This window comes from Mycobacterium sp. 236(2023), assembly GCF_029623955.1.
GTDB lineage: Bacteria > Actinomycetota > Actinomycetes > Mycobacteriales > Mycobacteriaceae > Mycobacterium.
The window spans coordinates 185,477-209,176 of sequence record NZ_JARSBP010000010.1 but is presented as its reverse complement, the minus strand read 5'-3'; the positions used below and the strand labels follow the sequence as shown (position 1 = coordinate 209,176).

Here is a 23,700-nt window from a genome sequence, read left to right as displayed (position 1 = left end):
GGTGTCAACAGCTACCCGTCTGGGTATGCCGCGGTCATGAAAAACAGCGGCAAGCCCAGAGATCAGCTTCTGAGCGAGTTGCGCAGTGCGTACGAGGGCGGCGCCAGCATCAGGTCTCTGGTCGCGTCGACCGGCCACTCCTACGGGTCTGTGCACACCATGCTGCGAGAATCCGGCGTGACGATGCGTAGCCGCGGGGGTCCCAACCACCGTGGCAGGCGCTAGCCATTACTGCTGTCGCACCGAGGCTTCCACGAGGTCGAGAACAGCGCTGAGCTTCTCGGGCTCATCCCCGGCGGCAAGCCTTGCCACCAATCCGTCGAGCACCAGCTCCAGATACGTCTGCAGCACCTCATCGTCGACGTCGTCGCGCAACCGGCCCGCCTGCTTCTGGCGGCGCAGCCGTTCGGTCGTCGCCGCCGAGAGTTCGGCTGACCGCTCCTCCCAGCCCCGGCTGAACGCCGGATCGTTGCGGAGCTTGCGGGCGATCTCCAACCGGGTGGCCAGCCAGTCGAATTGATCGGGCGCGGCGAGCATGTCGCGCATCACCTGGATCAGGCCTTCCCGCGCCGCCACATCGGCCATCCGTTCGGCGTCCTCGCGCGCGAGTTCGAAGAACAGCGTGTCCTTGTCGCGGAAATGGTGAAAGATCGCGCCGCGCGACAGCCCGATGGTCTGTTCGAGCCGCCGCACGGTCGCGCTCTCGTACCCGTACTGTGCGAAACACCGGCGGGCGCCGTCGAGAATCTGGCGACGGCGGGCCGCCAGATGATCGTCGGTCACCCGGGGCATAGTGGCTGCTTTACGACTTGAGCATGTTGCGCAGGACGTACTGCAGGATGCCGCCGTTGCGGTAGTAGTCGGCCTCTCCGGGGGTGTCGATGCGGACCACCGCGTCGAACTCCACCTTGGAGCCGTCCTCCTTCGTGGCGGTGACCTTCACCGTCTTGGGCGTCTTGCCCTCGTTGAGCTCCTCGATGCCGGTGATGTCGAACGTCTCCGTGCCGTCGAGCTTCAGCGATGCCGCCGACTCACCCTTGGGGAACTGCAGCGGAATGACACCCATACCGATCAGGTTGGAGCGGTGGATGCGCTCGAACGACTCGGTGATCACCGCCCGCACACCCAGCAGCGTGGTGCCCTTGGCGGCCCAGTCGCGCGACGATCCGGAGCCATACTCCTTGCCGCCCAACACAACCAGCGGAATGCCTTCCCTCTGGTAGTTCTGCGAGGCGTCGTAGATGAACGCCTGCGGACCGCCATCCTGGGTGAAGTCGCGGGTGTAACCACCTGAGACGTCGTCGAGGAGCTGGTTCTTGAGGCGGATGTTCGCGAACGTGCCGCGAATCATCACCTCGTGGTTGCCGCGCCGCGATCCCAGTGAGTTGAAGTCCTTCGGCTCGACTCCGTGCTCTTCGAGGTACTGCGCAGCCGGGGTGCCCTTCTTGATGCTGCCCGCGGGGGAGATGTGGTCGGTGGTGACCGAATCTCCCAGCAGCGCAAGCACTCTGGCGCCCTGGATGTCGGAGACGGGCTCGGGCTCGGCGGGCATGCCGTCGAAGTAGGGCGCCTTGCGAACGTATGTGGAATCCTCGTCCCACTCGAAGGTGTTGCCCTCCGGCGTCGGCAGCGAACGCCAGCGATCGTCACCCTTGAACACGTCGGCGTACGAATCGGTGAACATGTCGCGGTTGATCGAGCTCGCGATCGTCTCCTGGATCTCCTGGGCGGACGGCCAGATGTCCTTCAGATAGACGTCATTGCCGTCGGTGTCCTGTCCCAGCGGGTCCGACTCGAAGTCGAAGTCCATCGTGCCGGCCAGACCGTAGGCGATGACCAGCGGGGGCGATGCCAGATAGTTCATCTTCACGTCGGGGGAGATGCGGCCCTCGAAGTTGCGGTTACCCGAGAGCACCGCCGTCACCGACAGGTCGTTGTCGTTGATCGCCGCCGAGATCTCGTCGGGCAGCGGGCCGGTGTTGCCGATGCACGTCGTGCATCCATAGCCGCCGAGGAAGTACCCGAGCTTCTCCAGGTAGGGCCACAGGCCGGCCTTGTTGTAGTAGTCGGTGACCACCTGGCTGCCCGGCGCCATGTTGGTCTTCACCCACGGCTTGGTGGTCAGGCCCTTGTCGACGGCCTTCTTGGCGAGCAGCGCCGCGCCGAGCATCACCGACGGGTTGGACGTGTTCGTGCACGACGTGATGCCCGCGACGACGACCGCGCCGTGGTCGAGCACGAATTCGCCGCGCTCCTCGGAGCTCACCTTGACGGGCTTGCTCGGCCGCCCCTCGGATCCGTTGGCGGCAGACGGGCGGACGTCCACGGCGTCCTCTTCGGCGAACGACAGTGACACCGGGTCGCTGGCCGGGAACGACTCGTCGACAGCCTCGTCGAGATTGGTGCACTCGGCCGGATGGTTTTCCTCCACGTAATTGTGGATGTCCTTGCGGAACGCGTTCTTGGCGTCCGACAGCTCGATCCGGTCCTGCGGGCGCTTCGGGCCCGAGATCGACGGCACCACCGTGGACAGGTCGAGCTCCATGTATTCGGAGAACACGGGCTCCTTCTCCGGGTTGTGCCACATGCCCTGTTCCTTGGCGTACGCCTCGACGAGCGCGAGTTGCTCGTCGGTGCGGCCGGTCAGACGCAGGTAGTTGATCGTCTCTTCGTCGATCGGGAACATCGCTGCGGTGGAACCGAATTCGGGGCTCATGTTGCCCAGCGTCGCGCGGTTGGCCAGCGGAACCTCGGCGACGCCGTTGCCATAGAACTCGACGAACTTGCCGACCACGCCGTGCTTGCGCAGCATGTCGGTGACGGTCAGCACGACGTCGGTGGCGGTCACGCCGGGCTTGATCTCGCCGGTCAGCTTGAAGCCGACGACACGCGGGATGAGCATCGATACGGGCTGGCCCAGCATGGCCGCTTCGGCCTCGATGCCGCCGACGCCCCAGCCGAGCACGCCGAGGCCGTTCTCCATCGTGGTGTGGCTGTCGGTGCCCACGCACGTGTCGGGGTAGGCCACCCCGTCACGCTCCATCACGACGCGGGCGAGGTACTCGATGTTGACCTGGTGCACGATGCCGGTGCCGGGCGGGACGACCTTGAAGTCGTCGAACGCGCCCTGGCCCCAGCGCAGAAACTGGTAGCGCTCGCCGTTGCGTTCGTATTCGAGTTCGACGTTGCGCTCGAAGGCGTCGGCGCGGCCGAACACGTCCAGGATCACCGAGTGGTCGATGACCATCTCCGCGGGCGAGAGCGGGTTGACCTTGTCCGGGTCGCCGCCGAGGGCCGCGACGGCCTCGCGCATGGTCGCGAGGTCGACGATGCAGGGGACACCGGTGAAGTCCTGCATCAGCACGCGCGCGGGGGTGAACTGGATCTCGATGCTCGGCTCGGCCTCGGGATCCCAGTTAGCGATCGCCTCGATGTGCTCCTTGGTGATGTTCGCGCCGTCTTCGGTGCGCAGCAGGTTCTCGGCGAGGACCTTCAGGCTGTAGGGAAGTTTCTCGTTGCCGGGGACAGCGTCGAGGCGGTAGATCTCGTAGCTGTTGTCTCCGACCTTCAGTGTGTCGTGTGCTCCGAACGAATTCTTGCTGCTCACATCAACTCCCGGCTTGAATCATCGCCGCGACGGGCTGTGTCGGCGGCGTTGGTAACTCTAACAGTACGCTTGTCCTGTAAGAACTCCCAGGGTGCCTACCAGTCTTGTCGGTCGGCGGGCGCGCTGCCACCTGTGCTGCATACCCATCGCGTACCGTGCTCGTGTGTCCGGACTGCAGTTCGTCCCGTTTGTGCCGACGTATATCCCGCCGCAGCTCTGCCAGTCAGTCGGCATCGAGGTGAAACCCGGCGACTCCACCGATGCGTGCATGGACATCGTCCGCACCAACGTGGCCGAATCCGGGGTGAGTGTGCCCGTTGGCACCGCACCGGAGGTCAAAGCGCAGCTCGAGCAGGTCGTCGCGGATGCCGACAACCAGGGCATCGATCTGAAGATCGTCGTCATGGATGCGAGCCCGCCGATCCACACCCCGCTGCGGGACATCGCGTCCGAGGTCGGGGAGGCCAGCCCCGGCGCGACCGTGCTGGTGGTCAGCCCCGGATACGCCGGGACCTACAGCCCCGTCTTCGACAGGGTGACGCTGGAGGCCGGCGAGGACCTGGCCAAGACGGGCGATCCCGTGCTGTCGTCGAAGAATTTCGTCGGCGAGTTGACGGCCTCGCATTTCCCCTGGACGCCATTCACGATTGTGCTGGTTTTAGCGGTCGCTCTCGCTGTTGTTGCAACGCGCGTACTGCAGAAATGGGGCAAACGCGACGGCGTGCCCGAGGCAGCCTCCAGCAGCACTGATTGATAGATAGCCGCGCGTAGCGCAAATACAAACATCACTATTTGATAACGCCAATCGCAATTACATTCTTGTAATTTGTGGCTAAAGTTTCTTTAGCGTCAGATGTGACGTACGGTGCAATCGGTGCCTGGTGTTGCGGTTGTGATTAATGTGACTTCTGAGCTCAGTCGCCAGCCCTGTGTCGACACGTTTCGCGTGGAGCCTGAGGAGACATGAGTCCAATGAGACGCACCCCCGGAGGCGGATCCGCCTCGCGGCTCTGCGCCGCGTCCCTGGCGTTCGGCATGGTGATGACCACCCCTGGGCTCGCAGCCGCGCAGCCCGCCAAGACCGACACGATCGCCCGACTGGTGACCGACGTCGCGAACGTCAATCAGAAGCTGCAGGATCTCGGGGCCGAGATCCAGATGCAGCAGGAGAGCGTCAACAAGGCGATCCTCGACGTGGCCACCGCCCGCGACAACGCGGCCGCAGCCCAGGTCGAGGTCGACGCCAGCGCGCAGCGCGTCAACGACGCCAACATCGCCATCGAGTCGGCGCAGGACCGCTTCGACGACTTCGCCGCGGCGATGTATGTCAGCGGCCCGTCGAGCTCGTATCTGACCGCCCAGGACCCCGCGGACATCCTGCACACCGCGGCCGCGGGACAGACCCTGTCGCTCAGCTCGCAAAAGGTGATCAGCGACCTGCAGCGGGCCCGTACCGAACAGATCAACAAGGAATCTGCGGCGCGACTGGCCAAAAAGAAGGCCGACGACGCCGTCGTGGCGGCCGAGGCCAGCCAGCAGGACGCCGTGTCCGCGCTGACCAACGCGCAGCAGACCTTCAAGACCCAGCAGGTCGAACTCGACCGTCTGGCCGCCGAGCGCGCCGACGCCCAGGCCAAGCTCGAAGAGGCCCGCACGCTGGCCGCTCCGTCGGCAGGCCCGTCGCGCCCCAGACCAGCAGCGGCGCCGGCCGGGGCCGCGACCTCCCCGGCCGGTGCCAAAGCTGACGGGGGAGCCGACTGGGACGTCGACCCCTCCACGGGCAACCGCGAGACGGCGTGGGACATGACGCTGCCGCAGATCCCGAGCGCCTTCGTCAGCGGCGACCCCATCCAGATCATCAACGCGGTCATCAAGATCATCACGACCTCGTTCGAGATCACCCAGAACCTGGGCCGCAAATTCATGCAGGCTCTCGGGTTGATCCCGCCGGACTCCGGGATCACCAACGGCGCGATCCCGGCCGTCGCCGGCCCGCAGGCCACCGAGTTCGTCATCAAGCGCGGCATGGCCCAGATGGGTGTGCCGTACTCGTGGGGCGGCGGCAACGCCGCCGGTCCGAGCCGCGGAATCGACTCCGGCGCAGGCACTGTCGGCTTCGATTGCTCCGGCCTGATGCTCTACATGTTCGCCGGCGTCGGCATCAAGCTCGACCACTACTCGGGCTCGCAGTACAACGCCGGCCGCAAAGTGCCTTCGTCGGAGATGCGCCGCGGCGACATGATCTTCTACGGCCCCAACGCCAGCCAGCACGTCGCCATGTACCTGGGCAACGGGCAGATGCTGGAAGCCCCGTACACGGGCTCGGTCGTCAAGATCTCGCCGGTGCGCACCAGCGGCATGACCCCGTACGTGACCCGAATGATCGAGTGGTGATGATCCTGCGTCGCTTCATCTTTGCCCTGGCGACTGCGGTCGCTCTCCTGGCGGGGACGGCAGCTCCCGCGTCCGCGCAGCCGAGCCTGTGGGACCCGCTGCTGCCGATGCGGCCCAGCGCAGGCGCTCCCGGTGACCCCCTCGCGATCGCGAACGCGTCGCTCGCCGTGACCGCGCAGGCCACGCAGGCCACGATGGGCATGGGCCGCAAGTTCCTGCAGAGCCTCGGTCTTGTGCCGCCCGACGCGCCCAGCGTCGCTCCGGGATCCGTGCGTGGTCCCGCCGCCGTCGAGTACGTCATCAAGCGCGGCGCCGCACGGCTCGGCACCCCGTACTCGTGGGGCGGCGGGAAGCCCAGCGGTCCCAGCACCGGCGTGGAACGCGGCGCCAACATCGTCGGGTTCGACTGCTCCGGCTTCACCCAGTACTCGTTCGCCGGCGTCGGCGTGCTGATCCCGAAGTACTCGGGAGACCAGTTCAACACCGGACGCCGGGTCCCCATCCAGCAGGCCAAGCGCGGCGACCTCCTGTTCTGGGGCCCCGGTGGCAGCCAGCACGTTGCGATCTACCTCGGCAACGGGCAGATGCTCGAATCCGGCGGCACCGCCGACAAAGTCGTCGTCAGCAAGGTCCGCATGGCGGGCCTGCAGCCGACCGTGCAGCGCATCATCGAATCCTGAGTGTGGCCTGAGGGCAGACCGGGCGACGTCGACGGATCCCGAAGCGCCTGGAATAGTTGACTGCGGGTGCGCGGTCTCAACCGGCCCGCACCGCGATGGACCAGCAAGTACGGCGCCTGTGGAAGGAACTTTTTGATGACCTCACCGAGTGGACCGCCGCAGGGCGCTGGAGGATATCCCGGACAGGCCCCCGCTCCGGGCTACTCCGCTGGAGCCCATGCCGCGCCTACGGGATCCGCCCAGTCCAACGGTGGACTGCAGAACGAGGTGCACACGCTCGAACGGGCGATCTTCGAGGTCAAGCGCATCATCGTCGGCCAGGATCAGCTCGTCGAGCGGATGCTGGTCGGCCTGCTCGCCAAGGGACACGTACTTCTTGAAGGCGTCCCCGGCGTCGCCAAGACGCTGGCGGTCGAGACCTTCGCCAAAGTCGTCGGCGGCACCTTCGCGCGCATCCAGTTCACTCCCGACCTGGTGCCCACCGACATCGTCGGTACCCGTATCTACCGGCAGGGCAAGGAAGAGTTCGACATCGAGCTCGGCCCCGTCGTGGTCAACTTCCTGCTCGCCGACGAAATCAACCGCGCGCCCGCCAAGGTGCAGTCGGCACTTCTCGAGGTCATGGCCGAGCGCAAGATCTCCATCGGCGGTAAGACGTTCCCGCTGCCCAGCCCGTTCCTCGTGATGGCGACGCAGAACCCGATCGAGCAGGAAGGCGTCTACCAGCTGCCGGAAGCCCAGCGCGACCGCTTCCTGTTCAAGCTCAACGTCGACTACCCCTCGCCGGAAGAAGAGCGCGAGATCATCTACCGGATGGGCGTCAAGCCGCCGGAGCCGAAGGGCATCCTCAACACCGGCGATCTGCTGCGCCTGCAAGACGTGGCCGCCAACAACTTCGTCCATCACGCGCTCGTCGACTACGTGGTGCGCATCGTGACCGCGACGCGCGAGCCTGAGAAGTTCGGCATGCCCGACGCGAAAGCGTGGATCGCCTACGGTGCGTCCCCGCGTGCCTCGCTGGGCATCATCGCCGCGTCGCGCGCCCTGGCGCTCGTGCGTGGTCGCGACTACGTGATCCCGCAGGACGTCGTCGAGATCATCCCCGACGTGCTGCGGCACCGCCTCGTGTTGACCTACGACGCACTGGCCGACGAGATCTCCGCCGAGACGGTGATCAACCGCATCATGCAGACGGTCGCGCTGCCGCAGGTGAATGCGATTCCGCAGCAAGGACATTCGGTTCCGCCCGTAGTGCCGGCCGCCGCGGCAGCGGCGAGCGGTCGCTGACCTGGTGGCACGGACAAGCCGCGCTGTCGACCTCCCGTCCATGAAGCGGGGGGAGATTCGCGACCCCGCGCTGACGGCGGCACTGCGCAAACTCGAGCTGACAGTGCGCCGCAAGCTCGACGGAGTGCTCCACGGCGACCACCTCGGGCTGCTTCCCGGTCCGGGATCCGAGCCGGGGGAGTCGAGGGCCTACCAACCCGGCGACGACGTGCGCCGGATGGACTGGTCGGTGACCGCCCGCACCACGCATCCGCACGTACGGCAGATGATCGCCGACCGCGAGCTGGAAACCTGGCTGGTGGTCGACGTGTCGGCCAGCCTGGACTTCGGCACCACAGGCTGCGAGAAGCGCGACCTCGCCGTGGCTGCGGCCGCGTCGATCGCGTTCCTCAACAGCGGCGGCGGAAACCGGATCGGCGCGATCATCGCCAACGGTGAGACCGTGCGCCGGGTGCCCGCGCTGTCAGGACGGATGCACGAGCAGGAGCTGCTGCGTACCATCGCCACGATGCCCAAGGCGTCCCCGGGTTTCCGCGGCGATCTGGCTCTCGCCATCGATTCGCTGCGACGGCCCGAACGGCGCCGCGGCATGGCGGTGATCATCAGCGACTTTCTCGGGCCCATCAACTGGATGCGCCCGCTGCGCGCCATCGCGGGCAGGCACGAGGTCCTCGGCATCGAGATCATCGACCCGCGCGACGTCGAGCTTCCCGTTGTCGGTGACGTGGTCCTGCAGGACACCGAGACCGGTCGCACCCGCGAGTTCAAGATCGACGACAAGTTGCGCACCGACTTCGAGAAGGCCGCCGCCGCACACCGTGCCGACGTGGCCCGGACGCTGCGGCGCTGTGATGCCCCGCTGCTGACCTTGCGGACCGATCGCGACTGGATCGCCGACGTCGTGCGGTTCGTGGCGAGCAGACGCCGCGGCGCCCTGGCCCGCTAGACAAGACAACGAAATGGCAAGTAACGCATGACTTTACCGTTGCTCGGACCCATGTCGCTCTCGGGTTTCGAACACCCCTGGTTCTTCCTCTTCTTCCTCGTCGTCATCGCGCTCGTCGCTCTCTACGTCATCGTGCAGCTGGCCCGGCAGCAACGGATGCTGCGCTTTGCGAACATGGAGCTGCTGGAGAGCGTCGCGCCGAAGCGGCCCAGTCGGTTACGTCATCTCCCTGCGGTGCTGATGCTGCTGTCGCTGGTGTCGTTCACCATCGCGATGGCCGGCCCGACCCACGACGTGCGCATCCCTCGCAACCGGGCGGTCGTCATGCTCGTCATCGACGTCTCGCAGTCGATGCGCGCGACCGACGTCGCCCCCAACCGCCTGGTTGCCGCCCAGGAGGCGGCCAAACAGTTCGCCGATCAGCTGACGCCCGGCATCAACCTGGGCCTGATCGCCTACGCGGGCACCGCGACCGTGCTGGTCTCGCCGACGACGAACCGAGAGTCGACGAAAACGGCGATCGACAAGCTGCAGCTGGCGGACCGCACCGCCACCGGCGAAGGCATCTTCACCGCGCTGCAGGCCGTCGCGACGGTCGGCGCCGTCATCGGCGGCGGCGACGAACCGCCGCCGGCACGCATCGTGCTGATGTCCGACGGCAAGGAGACCGTGCCGTCGAATCCGGACAACCCGAAGGGCGCCTACACCGCGGCGCGCACCGCCAAGGATCAAGGAGTCCCGATCTCCACGGTGTCGTTCGGCACACCGTACGGGTACGTCGAGATCAACGACCAGCGCCAGCCGGTTCCGGTGGACGACGAGATGCTCAAGAAGATCGCCGACCTGTCCGGCGGCGACGCGTTCACCGCGTCCAGCCTCGAACAGCTCAAGCAGGTGTTCACCAATCTGCAGGAGCAGATCGGGTACGAAACGATCAAGGGTGATGCCAGCGTGGGCTGGTTGCGCCTGGGAGCTGTCGTCCTGGCCGCAGCAGCGCTCGGCGCGCTGCTGATCAACCGCCGCCTGCCCAATTAAGTAAGGCGATTTCTTAAGAATGGAGCCCACCGACTAAGTTGACGGGCATGACTTCTCCCGCTTTCGTCTCCCGATCGGTGCTCGTCACCGGCGGCAACAGGGGCATCGGTCTGGCCATCGCGCAGCGACTTGCTGCCGACGGCCACAAGGTCGCCGTCACCCATCGTGGATCCGGCGCGCCCGAGGGCGTGTTCGGCGTCGAATGCGACGTCACCGATAATGCCGCCGTCGACCGCGCCTTCAAAGAGGTCGAGGAGCATCAGGGGCCCGTCGAGGTGCTGGTCTCCAACGCCGGGATCTCCAAAGACGCGTTCCTGATGCGGATGACCGAGGAGCGCTTCGAAGAGGTCATCAACGCCAACCTCACCGGTGCGTTCCGCGTCGCGCAGCGCGCGTGCCGCGGTATGCAGCGTGCGCGGTTCGGCCGGATCATCTTCATCGGCTCCGTCTCGGGCATGTGGGGCATCGGCAACCAGGCCAATTACGCCGCCGCCAAGGCGGGCCTGATCGGTATGGCGCGCTCGATCTCCCGCGAGCTCTCCAAGGCCGGCGTCACCGCCAACGTCGTCGCCCCGGGCTACATCGACACCGAGATGACCCGCGCCCTGGACGAGCGGATCCAGGAGGGCGCACTGCAATTCATTCCCGCCAAGCGGGTCGGGACCGCCGAGGACGTCGCCGGGGCGGTCAGCTTCCTGGCGTCCGAGGACGCAGGTTATATCGCCGGCGCGGTCATCCCGGTCGACGGCGGCATGGGCATGGGCCACTAGAAAGGGCATGACAGAAGCAATGACAGGAATTCTGGAAGGCAAGCGGATCCTCGTCACGGGGATCATCACCGACAGCTCGATCGCGTTCTACATCGCCAAGGTCGCCCAGGAGGCCGGCGCCGAGGTGATTTGCACCGGCTTCAACCGGCTGCGGCTGATCGAGCGGATTCTCGACCGGCTGCCGTCCAAGCCGCCGCTGCTCGAACTCGACGTGCAGGACGACAAGCACCTCGACACCCTCGCCGACCGCATCGCCGAGGTCATCGGCGAAGGCAACAAACTCGACGGCGTCGTGCACTCGATCGGCTTCATGCCGCAGACCGGGATGGGCATCAACCCGTTCTTCGACGCCCCCTACGAGGACGTCGCCAAGGGCATCCACATCTCCGCGTACTCGTACGCGTCGCTGGCCAAAGCCGTTCTGCCCATCATGAATCCGGGTGGTGGCATCGTCGGCATGGACTTCGACCCGACGCGGGCCATGCCTGCCTACAACTGGATGACCGTCGCCAAGAGCGCGCTCGAGTCCGTGAACCGATTCGTCGCGCGCGAAGCCGGCAAGGTCGGGGTGCGGTCCAATCTGGTTGCCGCAGGGCCCATCCGGACCCTGGCGATGAGCGCCATCGTCGGTGGCGCGCTCGGTGACGAAGCCGGCGCCCAGATGAAGCTGCTCGAAGAAGGTTGGGATCAGCGCGCGCCCATCGGCTGGAACATGAAAGACCCGACCCCCGTGGCGAAGACGGTGTGCGCGCTGCTGTCCGACTGGCTGCCTGCCACCACCGGCACCATCGTGTACGCCGACGGCGGAGCGAGCACCCAGCTGCTGTGACGATATGAGCTTTTATGTCTTTTGATGCCCTGCTGCTGTTGTCGTTCGGCGGCCCCGAAGGCCCCGAGCAGGTCATGCCGTTCCTGGAGAACGTCACCAGAGGCCGTGGAATCCCCAGGGAACGCCTGGAATCCGTGGCCGAGCACTATCTGCACTTCGGCGGGGTGTCGCCGATCAACGGCATCAATCGGGAGCTGATCGCATCGATCGAGGCGGAGCTGGCTCGACGCGGCGTCGAGCTGCCCGTCTACTTCGGCAACCGCAACTGGGAGCCGTACATCGAAGACACCGTTGCGCAGATGCGAGACAACGGCATTCGTCGTGCCGCGGTGTTCACGACCTCAGCCTGGGGCGGATACTCCGGGTGCACCCAGTACCAGGAGGATATCGCCCGCGGCCGCGGGTCCGCTGGTCCGGACGCACCCGAACTCGTCAAGCTGCGGCAGTATTTCGACCATCCGCTGCTCATCGCGATGTTCGCCGACGCAATCAGGGACGCGGCGGCCACCCTGCCCGAGGATCTGCGGGACGAGGCACGGCTGGTGTTCACCGCGCACTCCATCCCGCTGCGTGCCGCATCCCGTTGTGGGCCAGACCTTTACGAGCGTCAGGTCGGCTACACGGCCGGCCTGGTGGCGGCGGCAGCCGGATATCGCGAATACGACCAGGTCTGGCAGTCGCGCTCGGGCCCGCCCCAGGTGCCATGGCTCGAACCCGACGTCGGCGACCACCTCGACGTGCTGACCAAAGGCGGCGTCAAGGCGGTGATCGTGTGCCCGGTGGGTTTTGTGGCCGATCACATCGAGGTCGTCTGGGATCTGGACAACGAGATCGCCGAACAGGCCGCGGAGGCCGGGATCGCCTTCGCGCGGGCGTCCACCCCCAACGCGCAACCACGATTCGCCCAACTGGTCGTCGACCTCATCGACGAGGTGACCCTGGGCCGTCCACCGTTGCGGGCCAGTGGATCCGGCGATGTGCCGGGCTACGGCAGCAGCGTCAACGGGGCGCTGTGCACGCCCGCCTGCGGCGCCTAGTTCTGCCAGGCGGAGTGCAGGATCGCATCGACCGCCGCCAACCGAGCTGACCGCACGACCGACGTCAACGGGCGCAGCGCGTCGCTGGCCAGCTGGAACTCCGAGGAACTCTGCAATCCGATCGGGATCAGCCCGGAGCTGACCGTGATGATCGCATCGACGTGCGCGGCGTTCTCCAGAACCCGGACGGCTCGGGTCGGGGCGTGGTCGGGAATGCGGTGTGCCCGCGTGGAATCGAGGACCTGCTCGACGAGTCTGCGGGGATCGCCGACGTCGCCGCCGTGCGAACCGGCACGCAGCGCACCGAGCGCGTCCGCCGCCGAACGCACCGCGTCGCGCAGCTCGTATTCGGCTTCACCGAGATCGAAGTGACCGGCCGGTGGCGCGGAGGAGAACGAATACACCGTCCACGACAGTCCGGTGAGCTCTGCGTCGTATTCGAACTCGTCGTCGGGATCGAAAGTGTCGGGATAGCTGTCCTGGTACTCGAAGTCGGGCACGAGGCCGATGGCGCCGTTCACCCCGGCCACCACGACCGCCTCGCCTGCCGCGACGGCGTCCCGGCCGAATTGCGTACCCGGCGGCAGCCCCCGCACATCGCCGGGAACCGGCAGGGCGAGCGAGATCGCGGGTTGCGATACCGCCTGTGCAGACGCGGTGCGCACCGTCTGCAGCAACGACACCGACGCTGCGTCGTCGAGATCCGGCCACGACAGACCGGTGCGTTCGGCCGCGGCCGAATCGTAGGCGGTCACTGAATGCCTTGGCGTCCATTGAGATAACGCGTCCAGGACATCGTCAGGCGCGGCGGCGCCTGCCAACCAGGCATTGGTCCACACCGATAGCGAAACACTCGGGCACCACATGATGGCTGCAGTGTAGTTGTTACCGGCTCATACAGTCGGTTGCGCGATACGCTGGCGTCATGCCTGTCGCATTGATCTGGCTGATCGCAGCTTTGGCGCTCGCGGGCGCCGAGGCGCTGACCGGTGATCTCTTCCTGCTCATGCTCAGTGGTGGCGCTCTGGCCGCCGCGGGGTCGAGCTTCCTGCTGGACTGGCCGATCTGGGCCGACGGCGTCGTGTTCCTCGTCGTATCCGTGCTGCTTCTGGTCGGGGTGCGCCCGGCGCTGCGCCGCCGGATGGTGTCCGGCAAAGGACTTCCCGAGCCCGTGCAGGCGCTCGAAGGCAAGAGCGCACTGGTTCTGGACCGGGTCGCCGTGCACGAGGGCCAGGTCAAACTTGACGGGGAAGTCTGGACGGCGAGGCCCTACAACGAGAACGATGTCTTCGAACCCGGCGACCATGTGACCGTCGTGCACATCGACGGAGCCACGGCGGTGGTCGCCAAAGTTGTGTAGTCCGAGGTTGTCTAGCTAAAGGGGGCCCGTAGTGGACGGTGCGATTGCAGGTTTGGTGCTGCTCGCGGTGTTGGTGATCTTCGCCGCGATCGTCGTCGCGAAGTCGGTGGCGCTGATTCCGCAGGCGGAGGCCGCGGTCATCGAGCGCCTCGGCCGGTACAGCAAGACGGTGTCGGGGCAGCTGACGCTTCTGCTGCCGTTCGTCGACAAGATCCGGGCGCGCGTCGACCTGCGTGAGCGCGTCGTCTCGTTCCCTCCGCAGCCCGTGATCACCGAGGACAACCTGACGGTCAACATCGACACCGTCGTCTACTTCCAGGTCACCAACCCGCAGGCCGCGGTCTACCAGATCAGCAACTACATCGTCGGCGTCGAGCAGCTGACCACCACCACGCTGCGCAACGTCGTCGGCGGCATGACGCTGGAGCAGACGCTCACCTCGCGCGATTCGATCAACGGCCAGCTGCGCGGCGTGCTCGACGAGGCCACCGGCCGGTGGGGTCTTCGCGTCGCCCGCGTCGAGCTGCGCAGCATCGACCCGCCCCCGTCGATCCAGGACTCGATGGAAAAGCAGATGCGCGCCGACCGCGAGAAGCGCGCCATGATCCTGACCGCGGAAGGCAACCGCGAGGCGTCGATCAAGCAGGCCGAAGGTCAGAAGCAGGCTCAGATCCTGGCCGCCGAAGGCGCCAAGCAGGCCGCGATCCTCGCCGCCGAGGCCGACCGGCAGTCCCGCATGTTGCGCGCCCAGGGTGAGCGCGCCGCGGCCTACCTGCAGGCCCAGGGTCAGGCCAAAGCCATCGAGAAGACCTTCGCCGCCATCAAGAACGGCAGGCCGACCCCGGAGATGCTGGCCTACCAGTACCTGCAGACACTGCCGCAGATGGCCAAGGGCGAGGCCAACAAGGTGTGGCTCGTGCCCAGCGACTTCGGTTCGGCGCTACAGGGATTCACCAAGATGCTGGGCGCCCCCGGCGAGGACGGCGTGTTCCGGTACACCCCGTCACCGGTGGACGAGAGCCCGGCCCGGCCAGAAGACGATTCCGACGAAGTCGCCGACTGGTTCAACACCGAGACCGATCCCGAGATCGCCCAGGCCGTCGCGAAAGCCGAAGCCGAGGCCCGCAAGCCGGTGGCCGGGGTCATCGACCCGCCGCCGCAGTACCCGCCGCTGTCGCAGCAGGCGCAGCCGCCCGGCGACTACCAGCAGCAGTCCGCGCCGCGCCACGGGCAGACCGAATGAGCGCCCTGACATCTCGCCGTACCTACGCCGCCCTGGCGGCGATGCAGGCCGGCGACGCTGTGGCGTGTGCCAAGCAGATCCCGCCGATCAAGAAGGCGTTCGACGACGTCGGTCTCGCCCCGGAGTTGAGGCCGCTGATCCCGTGGGTCAAGGCCGCGAGCGCCGTCGGGTTGCTATCGGTGTTCCGCTTCCCGGCGCTGGCCCGGCTGACGACGTTCATGCTGACGATCTACTTCGTGCTCGCCGTCGGTTCCCACGTCCGGGCCAAGGACTACAGCCCCGGGCTCGTTGCGGCGTCGTCGTTCCTCGCGCTGTTCGGCGCATTGACCGTGAAGGGGCCCGACGGCTCCTGACGCCGGTGGGACCTGATCTCGTATGCGAGACCGGCCAGTCCGATGGCGGCTGTGCACAGCGACACCAGAACAAGCGTCGGGCTGAGCCTGCCGGTCAGTGCGTCGCCGAGGATCACGATCGCCGCTGTCCCAGGCAGCACACCGAAAAAGGTGGCCAACGTATACGGAATGACTCGTATCGAGGACGCGCCGGCGGCGTAGTTCAGCACCGAGAACGGCACGGCGGGAATCAGCCGGGTGGCCAGAACCACGGGCCAGCCCCGTTCCCGGAGTCTTCTGTCGACCGCGTCGACGCGGGGATGGCTGACAAGCTTGCCGACCTGCCAGCCCGCGGTCCGGACCAGAACCAGGGCGATGACGGCGCTGATCGTGCTGGCAGCGACGGCGATGGGAATCCCGAGGACCGGGCCGAACAGCAGGCCCGCGGCCAGCGTGAACGCGGTGCGCGGGAAGGGGAACACCGTCATGACCACGTGTGCGACGAAAAACGCCAGCGGAAACCAGGGGCCTGCCGAGGTGGCCCAGTCACGCAGCTGCAGCGCTGTCGGCAGGGGTACGAGCAGCGCAATTGCGACAAGAATCACAATCGCCGTCAAAGCAGCCGCCAGGCGGGTCCGCGGAACCGTCTTCAGCGTCGTGACGACCGCAGCGTGAACGCTACGAAGCGTGCTGACTACGGAATTCACGGTTACCAAGAGTACGGGCCGCGAGCAAACCGGCGATGTCGACAGTGTGTGGAATCTGCACACCGGCGCACGCTGATGTGAGCGGCATCATTTAGCCTGATGGCTGTGCAGAATCCCAGCGCCGGCGCTGCCGCAGGTGTAGTCGACCCCGATCTGGACCGATGGCGCTCCGCCGTGGCGGGTGTTCTGGCGAAGTCCACGAAGAAAGAGCCGGCCGAACTCGGCGCCGAGCCTGAGCATCTGCTCGACTCGCCCACCTACGACGGCTTCCCGATCCGGCCGCTGTATACGAGCCGCGACGAACTCACCGAGCCCGCGTTGCCCGGCAGCTGGCCGTTCGTGCGGGGCGGGGACGCGCTGCGCGACGTGAAGTCGGGCTGGAAGGTCGCCGACGTCTATCCGGCCGACGGAGTGCCGGCGGCCGAGGCCAACGGGTCGATCCTGGTCGGCCTCACCGAGGGCATCAGCGCCTTGGTGTTGCGCGTCGGAGACGCGATTTCGCCCGCTGACCTGGGGCAACTGCTCGAGGGTGTCTATCTGGATCTCGTTCCCATCGTGGTCGAGGGGGACGGCGCCACGTTCGGCGGCACCGTCGATGCGCTCGTCGCTCTGCTGGCCGGCCTCGACGACGATCAGCGGTCTCGCCTGTCGGTGGACCTGGGTGCAGACCCGCTCAGCGCGCCGCTCGCCGGCCGCGCGGCGCCATGCCTTGACGAAGTCGTCGGACGGGCGGGTCAGGTGCTCGGCTTCGACGGGCACGTCCGCACGATCACCGTCGACGGCCCGACGTTCCACAACCTCGGGGCGAATGCGTCGTGGGAACTGGGGGCCTCCATCGCTGCCGGTGTGGCGTACCTGCGGCATCTGGTCGACGCCGGCCTGAGCACGTCAGCAGCGCTGGGCCAGATCAGTTTCCGATTCGCGGCCGACGACGACCAGTTCCAGTCGATCGCGAAACTGCGTGCCGCACGCCAGCTCTGGGCGCGCGTCGCCGACGTGGTGGGGGAGCCGGATGCCGGCGCGGCGACCGTGATCGCGACGACGTCGCTGCCGATGATGACTCAGCGCGATCCGTGGGTGAACATGCTGCGCACCACGGTCGCGGCCTTTGCCGCGGGTGTCGGTGGCGCCGACATCGTGGCTGTCCACCCCTTCGATGTCGCGATCGACGGCGGATTCCCCGGCACCGCACGCAGTTTCGCGCGACGCATCGCGCGCAACACGCAGCTGCTGCTGCTCGAGGAGTCCCACATCGGCCGGGTCTTCGATCCGGCGGGCGGGTCATGGTTCGTCGAGGACCTCACGCGTGAACTCGCTGAGCAGGCGTGGGCGCACTTCCAGCAGATCGAAGCGCAAGGCGGCTTCGAAGCCGCCCGCGAGCACATCGCGGCCCAGATCGCAGAGGTCGCGGAGCGCCGCGCCGCTGACATCGCCCATCGGCGTACCGCGCTCACCGGCGTCAACGAATACCCCAACCTCTCCGAAGTTCCCCTGCCGCAGGGCAATCCGCTGCCGAGCGTGAAGCGCTACGCGGCAGATTTCGAAGCGCTGCGCGACCGGTCGGACGCGTTCCTGGCCAAGACCGGTGCCCGGCCTGCCGTGCTGCTGCTGCCGCTGGGCCCGCTCGCCGAGCACAACATCCGCACCACGTTCGCGTCGAACCTGCTGGCCTCCGGGGGTATCGAGGCCGTCACCGAAGCGGGTACGTCCGACATCGCGGTGATCTGCGGCACCGACAAGCGCTACGCCGACGAGGCCTCGGCTGCGGTCGAGGCCGCCAAGGCCGCCGGAGTGAAGTACGTCCTGCTGGCGGGGCCCGAAAAGGCCGTGGCCGACGCGCAATCCAAGCCCGACGGGTATGTCACCGCGAAGATCGATGCGGTGGCCACCTTGTCAGACCTGCTGACCCGATTGGGGGCATGACATGACTGCGACAAAGCCTGTCATCGACAGCTTCGCCGACGTTCCACTCACGGGTGATGTCGCGCCCGTGGCGCCGACTTCTGCCGACGTCACCGAACAGGTCGCCGCGGCCGCCGCCGCGCACGGGTACACGCCCGAACAACTCGACTGGGCCACGCCCGAAGGCATCGACGTCAAGCCTGTCTACATCGCCGCCGACCGCGCAGGCGTCGCCGACGCCGGATACCCGCTCGACAGCCTGCCCGGCGAGCCGCCGTTCGTGCGCGGCCCGTACCCGACGATGTACGTGAACCAGCCGTGGACCATCCGCCAGTACGCCGGCTTCTCCACGGCCGCGGAATCCAACGCCTTCTATCGTCGCAACCTGGCGGCGGGTCAGAAGGGTCTGTCGGTCGCCTTCGACCTCGCGACCCACCGCGGCTACGACTCCGACCACCCCCGCGTCGCGGGGGACGTCGGCATGGCAGGTGTGGCAATCGACTCGATCCTGGACATGCGGCAGCTGTTCGACGGCATCGACCTGTCGTCGGTGTCGGTGTCGATGACGATGAACGGGGCCGTGCTGCCGATCCTCGCGCTCTACGTGGTGGCCGCCGAGGAGCAGGGCGTGGCGCCGGACAAGCTCGCCGGGACCATCCAGAACGACATCCTCAAAGAGTTCATGGTCCGCAACACCTACATCTATCCTCCGAAGCCGTCGATGCGGATCATCTCCGACATCTTCGGCTACACCAGCGCGAAAATGCCCAAGTTCAACAGCATTTCGATCTCGGGCTACCACATCCAGGAAGCTGGAGCCACGGCCGATCTGGAGCTCGGCTACACGCTGGCCGACGGCGTCGAATACATCAAGGCGGGCCTGGACGCCGGCCTGGACATCGACAAGTTCGCGCCTCGGTTGTCGTTCTTCTGGGGCATCGGCATGAACTTCTTCATGGAGGTGGCCAAGCTGCGCGCCGGCCGTTTGCTGTGGAGCGAGCTCGTCGCACAGTTCGACCCGAAAAGTTCCAAATCGCTGTCCCTGCGCACACATTCGCAGACTTCCGGTTGGTCGCTGACCGCCCAGGACGTCTTCAACAACGTGGCGCGCACCTGCGTGGAGGCGATGGCCGCCACCCAGGGCCACACCCAGTCGCTGCACACCAACGCCCTCGACGAGGCGCTGGCGCTGCCGACCGATTTCTCGGCGCGCATCGCCCGCAACACCCAGCTGCTGCTGCAGCAGGAGTCCGGCACCACGCGGCCGATCGACCCGTGGGGCGGTTCCTATTACGTGGAATGGTTGACCCACCAACTCGCGGAGAAAGCCCGCGCGCACATCGCCGAGGTCGCCGAGCACGGTGGCATGGCCGCCGCAATCGACGCCGGCATCCCGAAGCTGCGCATCGAGGAAGCCGCCGCGCGCACCCAGGCCCGCATCGACTCCGGCGTCCAGGCGCTCATCGGCGTCAACAAGTACCAGGTGGACGAGGATCAGGAGATCGAGGTCCTCAAGGTCGAGAACAGCCGGGTGCGCGCCGAACAGCTGGCGAAACTCGAGCGGCTGCGCGCCGAGCGTGACGAAGACGCGACACAGGCGGCGCTGGCCGAATTGACCAGGGCAGCAGGCGTTCACGAGGCTGCCGGCGAGGACGGCCTGGGAAACAACCTGATGGCGCTGGCGATCAACGCCGCCCGCGCGAAAGCCACCGTCGGAGAGATCTCCGACGCCCTGGAGAAGGTGTACGGCCGCCATCAGGCCGAGATCCGGACCATCGCCGGCGTGTACCGAGACGAGGTGGGCATGGCCAGCAACGTCAGCAGCGCAACCGAACTCGTCGAGAAGTTCGCCGAGGCCGACGGCCGCCGGCCGCGGATCCTGGTCGCGAAGATGGGCCAGGACGGCCACGACCGCGGGCAGAAGGTCATCGCGACGGCGTTCGCCGACATCGGCTTCGACGTCGACGTCGGCTCGCTGTTCTCGACACCCGACGAGGTCGCGCGTCAAGCCGCCGACAACGACGTGCACGTGGTCGGGGTGTCGTCGCTGGCCGCCGGGCACCTGACGCTGGTGCCCGCGCTGCGCGACGCGCTGGCAGAGGTCGGCAGGCCGGACATCATGGTCGTCGTCGGCGGCGTCATCCCGCCCGGCGACTTCGACGAGCTCTACGAGGCCGGGGCGACGGCGATCTTCCCGCCGGGCACTGTGATCGCCGATGCCGCGATCGGACTGCTGAACAAGCTCGCCGAACGCCTGGGATATGACCTCGCCTGACCTAGCCGAGGCGATCCGCAACGGTGACCGCTCGGCCCTGGCGAGGGCGATCACACTCGTCGAGTCAACCCGTGCCGACCACCGGCAGAAGGCCCAGGAGCTGCTGCTCGAGCTCATGCCCGAAGCCGGCTCGGCGATGCACGTCGGCATCACCGGAGTCCCCGGCGTCGGCAAGTCGACAACCATCGAGGCGCTCGGCATCCACCTGATCGAGCAGGGGCACAGGGTGGCCGTGCTCGCGGTGGACCCGTCCTCCACCCGCACCGGCGGGTCGATCCTCGGCGACAAGACGCGGATGGCCAAGCTCGCGGTGCATCCCGACGCCTACATCCGGCCGTCGCCGACCTCGGGGACGCTCGGCGGGGTGGCCAGGGCGACGCGCGAGACCATCGTGTTGCTGGAGGCCGCCGGATACGACGTTGTCCTGGTGGAGACCGTCGGGGTGGGACAGTCCGAGGTGACGGTTGCCAACATGGTGGACACCTTCGTGTTCCTGACCCTGGCCCGCACGGGCGACCAACTGCAGGGGATCAAGAAGGGCGTCCTGGAGTTGGCCGACATCGTCGTGGTCAACAAGGCCGATGGCGAGCACGCGATCGAGGCCAAGGCCGCCGCCCGCGAACTCGCAGGGGCGATTCGGCTGATTTATCCGCGCGAAACAACTTGGCGCCCACCGGTTCTCACGATGAGTGCACTCACCGGCGACGGTCTGGGGGAGTTGTGGGGCACCGTCCTCAAGCACCGTGGAGCGCTCACCGAGGCCGGTGAGTTCGAAGCGAGAAGGCGCACTCAGCAGGTGGAATGGACCTGGTCGATGGTCCGCGACACGGTGCTGGATCGCGTGCTCTCAAGCCCCGGGGTGCGCGCCATCCGCGCCGACGTGGAGCGCCAGGTTCGCGAAGGCGAGCTCACCCCGGCGCTTGCTGCGCAGCAGATTCTGGACGCTGTCGAGCCGTAGGCCGAGCCGATCGATTAACGAATCGATAACACCCTCATAGTTTGCCGCGCCACGGGGTAAATTCATCTTGTGACGGGCGTCAACGGTGACCTTCCGCGCAGCGTCGAGGGCGCTGCCGATCCCAACTTCGCGTGTGCGGTGCGTGCCTTCGCCCAGATGTTCCCGCACCGACGGTTCGGCGGTGGCGCGCTGTCGGTGTACCTCGACGGCGAGCCCGTCGTCGACGTCTGGACCGGATGGGCAGACCGTAGAGGCAAGCGGCGCTGGACGGCGGACACGGCGCCGATGGTGTTCTCGGCGACAAAGGGTGTGGCCGCCACGGTCATCCATCGGCTGGCCGATCGCGGGCTGATCGACTACGACGCCCCGGTCGCCGAGTACTGGCGCGAGTTCGGCGCCAACGGCAAGTCGCAGATCACGGTGCGTGATCTGATGCGACACCGGGCCGGGCTGTCACAGCTCAACGGCGTCGCGAGAGCCGACCTGATGAATCACCTCGTCATGGAGGAGCGGCTCGCCGCGGCCCCTATGAGCTGGCTGCACGGCAAACCGGCCTACCACGCGTTCACGTTCGGGTGGCTGCTGTCCGGCTTGGCCCGCTCGGTCACCGGCGTCGGCATGCGCGAGCTGATCCGCACCGAGGTCGCCGCGCCGCTGAACACCGACGGTATCCACCTCGGCCGGCCGCCGGCCCAGGCGCCGACGCAGCCCGCTCGCATCATCGGGCCGCAGACGCGACTGCAGAATCCTGTCTTCAACCTCGTCGCCCCGCACATCGCGGCGCTGCCGTTCTCCGCGGCCTTCGGTGCCATGTACTTCCCCGGCGTCAAATCCTTTGTGCAGGGCGATATTCCGCTGCTCGACAGCGAGATACCGGCAGCCAATGGCGTGGCCACCGCGCGAGCCCTGGCGCGCATGTACGGCGCGATCGCCAACGGCGGCCGCATCGACGGCGTGCAGTACCTGTCCAGCGAGACGACGGCCGCGCTCACCGGCCGCCGGAGTCTGCGCCTCGACCACAGCATGGTCATGCCGCTGTCCTTCCACCTCGGTTATCACGGGTTGCCGATCCCCGGTCTGCTGCCCGGTTTCGGGCACGTCGGTCTCGGCGGCTCCCTCGGCTGGGCGGATCCGCAGACCGGACTGTCGTTCGGTTTCGTGCACAACCGGCTGCTGACGCCGCTCGTCGTCAGCGATCAGGCCGGTTTCGTCGCGACCGCAGCGCTGATCCGTCGTGGCGCCTCCCTGGCCCGTAAGAACGGCTATCACCGGGTGCGGGACTACGGTGCGCCGTTCGCCGACGTCACCGCGACGGCGGTCTAGATCCGCTTTTCGTTGCTGATGCAACGAGCACTGCGGAGTGGGTCGTGAACCGCGAGACGCGCGGTGAGATTCTGGCAAATCAGGATGCCGGGTCGCGCCGCACCGCTTCGTCGGCGTTGGCGGTCCCGGGATTCTGCGGGACGCGGTCCCACAGTTGCTGGCGCACGGTGCCACATTCGCCCACGTGGCCGCGAGCCGGCCGGAAGTGAAGGGCGCGCTGGTGCTGCGACTAGCCGGAACTACTGATTGGCGCGCGAGAACCACTTCGTCTTGATCCGCCACGAGTGTGCGGATGTCAGAGCGAAGCCGGCGCCGCAGGCGCACGCGAAAATCCAGACCAATGTGGTGCCCTGGACGGTCTGGAACTGCGGCACGAACGCGGTGATGATCCGGACGACGCAGGCAAGGATGCCCATGCCACAGGCGAAAAGGTAGGTGTTCGCGATCGGGCGCGAGCGCGGGTCGGTGCGCAGGATCATCAAGGCGCGCCCGCAGTAGACGAGCAGGTAGATCAAGATGCCGCAGAGCAGCAGCCAATATAGGTTGAGCCACAGATCGGTCGGCACGTCGAAGAAGTCGGGCCGGTAGATCGAGGCGCCGTTGCCGAGCCAGAACGCGGCGAGCAGCACCGGAATACAGACCGTCGCAGGCAACTCGACATGCTGCCGGAAGCGTTGCTGGAGAGCGTTGTCCTGTTCGAGCCGTCCGAGGGCGTTGTAGACAACTGCCGACGCGGCGACGATGTAGCAATCGTGTCCGAGGTAATCCTCGAGGTTCCACTTACCTGTCAGCGAATACAGCCACGGGCCGATCGTCTCCGACGCCAGGGGTGACATCAGCAGAACTGCGGCGCCCTGGAGGGCGATATTGAGGGTCGCGGCCACCTCCCAGCGGCACGACCACGTCACGCGGCGAATCCACAGGCTCCACGCGATGCACATGAGCGTGATCGCGATCAGAGATGCCAGGGCCATGGGGGGTCGCTTTCGGGCGGAACGGGTTCAGCAAATTGTAA

22 protein-coding genes are annotated in these 23,700 nt (G+C 66.9%); 17 read left to right on the top strand and 5 right to left on the bottom strand.

All coding sequences use genetic code 11. The features are described 5' to 3' along the window. The first annotated feature begins 36 nt into the window (after positions 1-36). Positions 37-225 carry a helix-turn-helix domain-containing protein gene (locus P9A17_RS30250; protein ID WP_278042471.1) on the top strand — a complete coding sequence of 63 codons (189 nt, stop codon included), beginning with the start codon at positions 37-39 and terminating at the stop codon, positions 223-225. 3 nt (positions 226-228) lie between these two features. On the opposite strand, the gene P9A17_RS30245 is transcribed toward P9A17_RS30250, so the two are convergent. Continuing rightward, positions 229-792, bottom strand: coding sequence for a TetR/AcrR family transcriptional regulator (locus tag P9A17_RS30245; protein ID WP_278042470.1), 564 nt, complete (start codon positions 790-792; stop codon positions 229-231). A 10-nt stretch (positions 793-802) separates the two neighbouring features. After that, positions 803-3,607 (bottom strand): aconitate hydratase, encoded by a 2,805-nt coding sequence (locus tag P9A17_RS30240; RefSeq protein WP_278042469.1) that lies wholly within the window; start codon positions 3,605-3,607, stop codon positions 803-805. Between the two features lie 163 nt (positions 3,608-3,770). On the opposite strand from P9A17_RS30240, the gene P9A17_RS30235 reads away from it, so the two are divergent. The 9 genes from P9A17_RS30235 (at position 3,771) to P9A17_RS30195 (ending at position 12,585) form a co-directional block, all read left to right on the top strand. Next, entirely contained in the window at positions 3,771-4,361 is a 591-nt protein-coding gene (locus tag P9A17_RS30235; RefSeq protein ID WP_278042468.1) for a DUF6676 family protein, read from the top strand. A gap of 218 nt (positions 4,362-4,579) precedes the next feature. Next, positions 4,580-6,001 carry an NlpC/P60 family peptidoglycan endopeptidase RipA gene (ripA, locus tag P9A17_RS30230; RefSeq protein WP_278042467.1) on the top strand — a complete coding sequence of 474 codons (1,422 nt, stop codon included), beginning with the start codon at positions 4,580-4,582 and terminating at the stop codon, positions 5,999-6,001. Beyond that, on the top strand, positions 6,001-6,681 hold the full coding sequence (gene ripB, locus P9A17_RS30225) for an NlpC/P60 family peptidoglycan endopeptidase RipB (RefSeq protein WP_278042497.1): 681 nt from the start codon (positions 6,001-6,003) through the stop codon (positions 6,679-6,681). The genes ripA and ripB overlap by 1 nt, the downstream gene beginning before the upstream one ends. A gap of 135 nt (positions 6,682-6,816) precedes the next feature. Next, the gene (locus P9A17_RS30220) at positions 6,817-7,968 is read left to right on the top strand and encodes a MoxR family ATPase (RefSeq protein WP_278042466.1); all 1,152 of its coding nucleotides are present in this window, start codon (positions 6,817-6,819) and stop codon (positions 7,966-7,968) included. Between the two features lie 40 nt (positions 7,969-8,008). After that, positions 8,009-8,914: a DUF58 domain-containing protein gene (locus P9A17_RS30215; protein WP_278042496.1), complete on the top strand. Its 906-nt coding sequence runs from the start codon at positions 8,009-8,011 to the stop codon at positions 8,912-8,914. A 27-nt stretch (positions 8,915-8,941) separates the two neighbouring features. Then, a complete protein-coding gene (locus tag P9A17_RS30210; RefSeq protein WP_278042465.1) occupies positions 8,942-9,949 on the top strand; it encodes a VWA domain-containing protein in 1,008 nt (335 codons plus the stop codon). Between the two features lie 47 nt (positions 9,950-9,996). Beyond that, positions 9,997-10,719 carry a 3-oxoacyl-ACP reductase FabG1 gene (fabG1, locus tag P9A17_RS30205; RefSeq protein ID WP_278042464.1) on the top strand — a complete coding sequence of 241 codons (723 nt, stop codon included), beginning with the start codon at positions 9,997-9,999 and terminating at the stop codon, positions 10,717-10,719. A 19-nt stretch (positions 10,720-10,738) separates the two neighbouring features. Then, positions 10,739-11,548 (top strand): NADH-dependent enoyl-ACP reductase InhA, encoded by an 810-nt coding sequence (inhA, locus tag P9A17_RS30200; protein WP_278042495.1) that lies wholly within the window; start codon positions 10,739-10,741, stop codon positions 11,546-11,548. Between the two features lie 14 nt (positions 11,549-11,562). Beyond that, a complete protein-coding gene (locus P9A17_RS30195) occupies positions 11,563-12,585 on the top strand; it encodes a ferrochelatase (protein WP_278042463.1) in 1,023 nt (340 codons plus the stop codon). Here the strand turns inward: P9A17_RS30195 and P9A17_RS30190 are convergent. Further along, entirely contained in the window at positions 12,582-13,451 is an 870-nt protein-coding gene (locus tag P9A17_RS30190) for a hypothetical protein (RefSeq protein WP_278042461.1), read from the bottom strand. The genes P9A17_RS30195 and P9A17_RS30190 overlap by 4 nt on opposite strands. 59 nt (positions 13,452-13,510) lie before the next feature. Between P9A17_RS30190 and P9A17_RS30185 the strand changes: the two genes are divergently transcribed. Genes P9A17_RS30185 through P9A17_RS30175 form a run of 3 tightly spaced genes read left to right on the top strand, consistent with a single transcriptional unit; the run spans position 13,511 to position 15,541 of the window. Next, the gene (locus tag P9A17_RS30185) at positions 13,511-13,945 is read left to right on the top strand and encodes an NfeD family protein (RefSeq protein ID WP_278042460.1); all 435 of its coding nucleotides are present in this window, start codon (positions 13,511-13,513) and stop codon (positions 13,943-13,945) included. A gap of 31 nt (positions 13,946-13,976) precedes the next feature. Next, positions 13,977-15,188, top strand: coding sequence for an SPFH domain-containing protein (locus tag P9A17_RS30180; RefSeq protein ID WP_278042459.1), 1,212 nt, complete (start codon positions 13,977-13,979; stop codon positions 15,186-15,188). Continuing rightward, on the top strand, positions 15,185-15,541 hold the full coding sequence (locus tag P9A17_RS30175) for a DoxX family protein (RefSeq protein WP_278042458.1): 357 nt from the start codon (positions 15,185-15,187) through the stop codon (positions 15,539-15,541). The genes P9A17_RS30180 and P9A17_RS30175 overlap by 4 nt, the downstream gene beginning before the upstream one ends. Here the strand turns inward: P9A17_RS30175 and P9A17_RS30170 are convergent. After that, positions 15,460-16,227 (bottom strand): TVP38/TMEM64 family protein, encoded by a 768-nt coding sequence (locus P9A17_RS30170; RefSeq protein ID WP_278042457.1) that lies wholly within the window; start codon positions 16,225-16,227, stop codon positions 15,460-15,462. The two genes, P9A17_RS30175 and P9A17_RS30170, sit on opposite strands and share 82 nt — an antisense overlap. A gap of 99 nt (positions 16,228-16,326) precedes the next feature. Here P9A17_RS30170 and mutA point away from each other — a divergent pair, with 99 nt between their 5' ends. The 4 genes from mutA (at position 16,327) to P9A17_RS30150 (ending at position 22,685) form a co-directional block, all read left to right on the top strand. Next, on the top strand, positions 16,327-18,150 hold the full coding sequence (gene mutA / locus P9A17_RS30165) for a methylmalonyl-CoA mutase small subunit (protein ID WP_278042456.1): 1,824 nt from the start codon (positions 16,327-16,329) through the stop codon (positions 18,148-18,150). Position 18,151: 1 nt separating this feature from the next. Further along, positions 18,152-20,404 (top strand): methylmalonyl-CoA mutase, encoded by a 2,253-nt coding sequence (scpA, locus tag P9A17_RS30160; protein WP_278042455.1) that lies wholly within the window; start codon positions 18,152-18,154, stop codon positions 20,402-20,404. After that, positions 20,391-21,362, top strand: coding sequence for a methylmalonyl Co-A mutase-associated GTPase MeaB (meaB, locus tag P9A17_RS30155; protein WP_278042454.1), 972 nt, complete (start codon positions 20,391-20,393; stop codon positions 21,360-21,362). Before scpA ends, meaB begins: the two co-directional genes overlap by 14 nt. Positions 21,363-21,431: 69 nt before the next feature. Further along, positions 21,432-22,685 carry a serine hydrolase domain-containing protein gene (locus P9A17_RS30150; RefSeq protein ID WP_278042453.1) on the top strand — a complete coding sequence of 418 codons (1,254 nt, stop codon included), beginning with the start codon at positions 21,432-21,434 and terminating at the stop codon, positions 22,683-22,685. Positions 22,686-22,924: 239 nt separating this feature from the next. Here P9A17_RS30150 and P9A17_RS30145 read toward each other — a convergent pair whose 3' ends face one another. Continuing rightward, positions 22,925-23,659 (bottom strand): hypothetical protein, encoded by a 735-nt coding sequence (locus P9A17_RS30145; protein ID WP_278042452.1) that lies wholly within the window; start codon positions 23,657-23,659, stop codon positions 22,925-22,927. Positions 23,660-23,700: the final 41 nt, after the last annotated feature.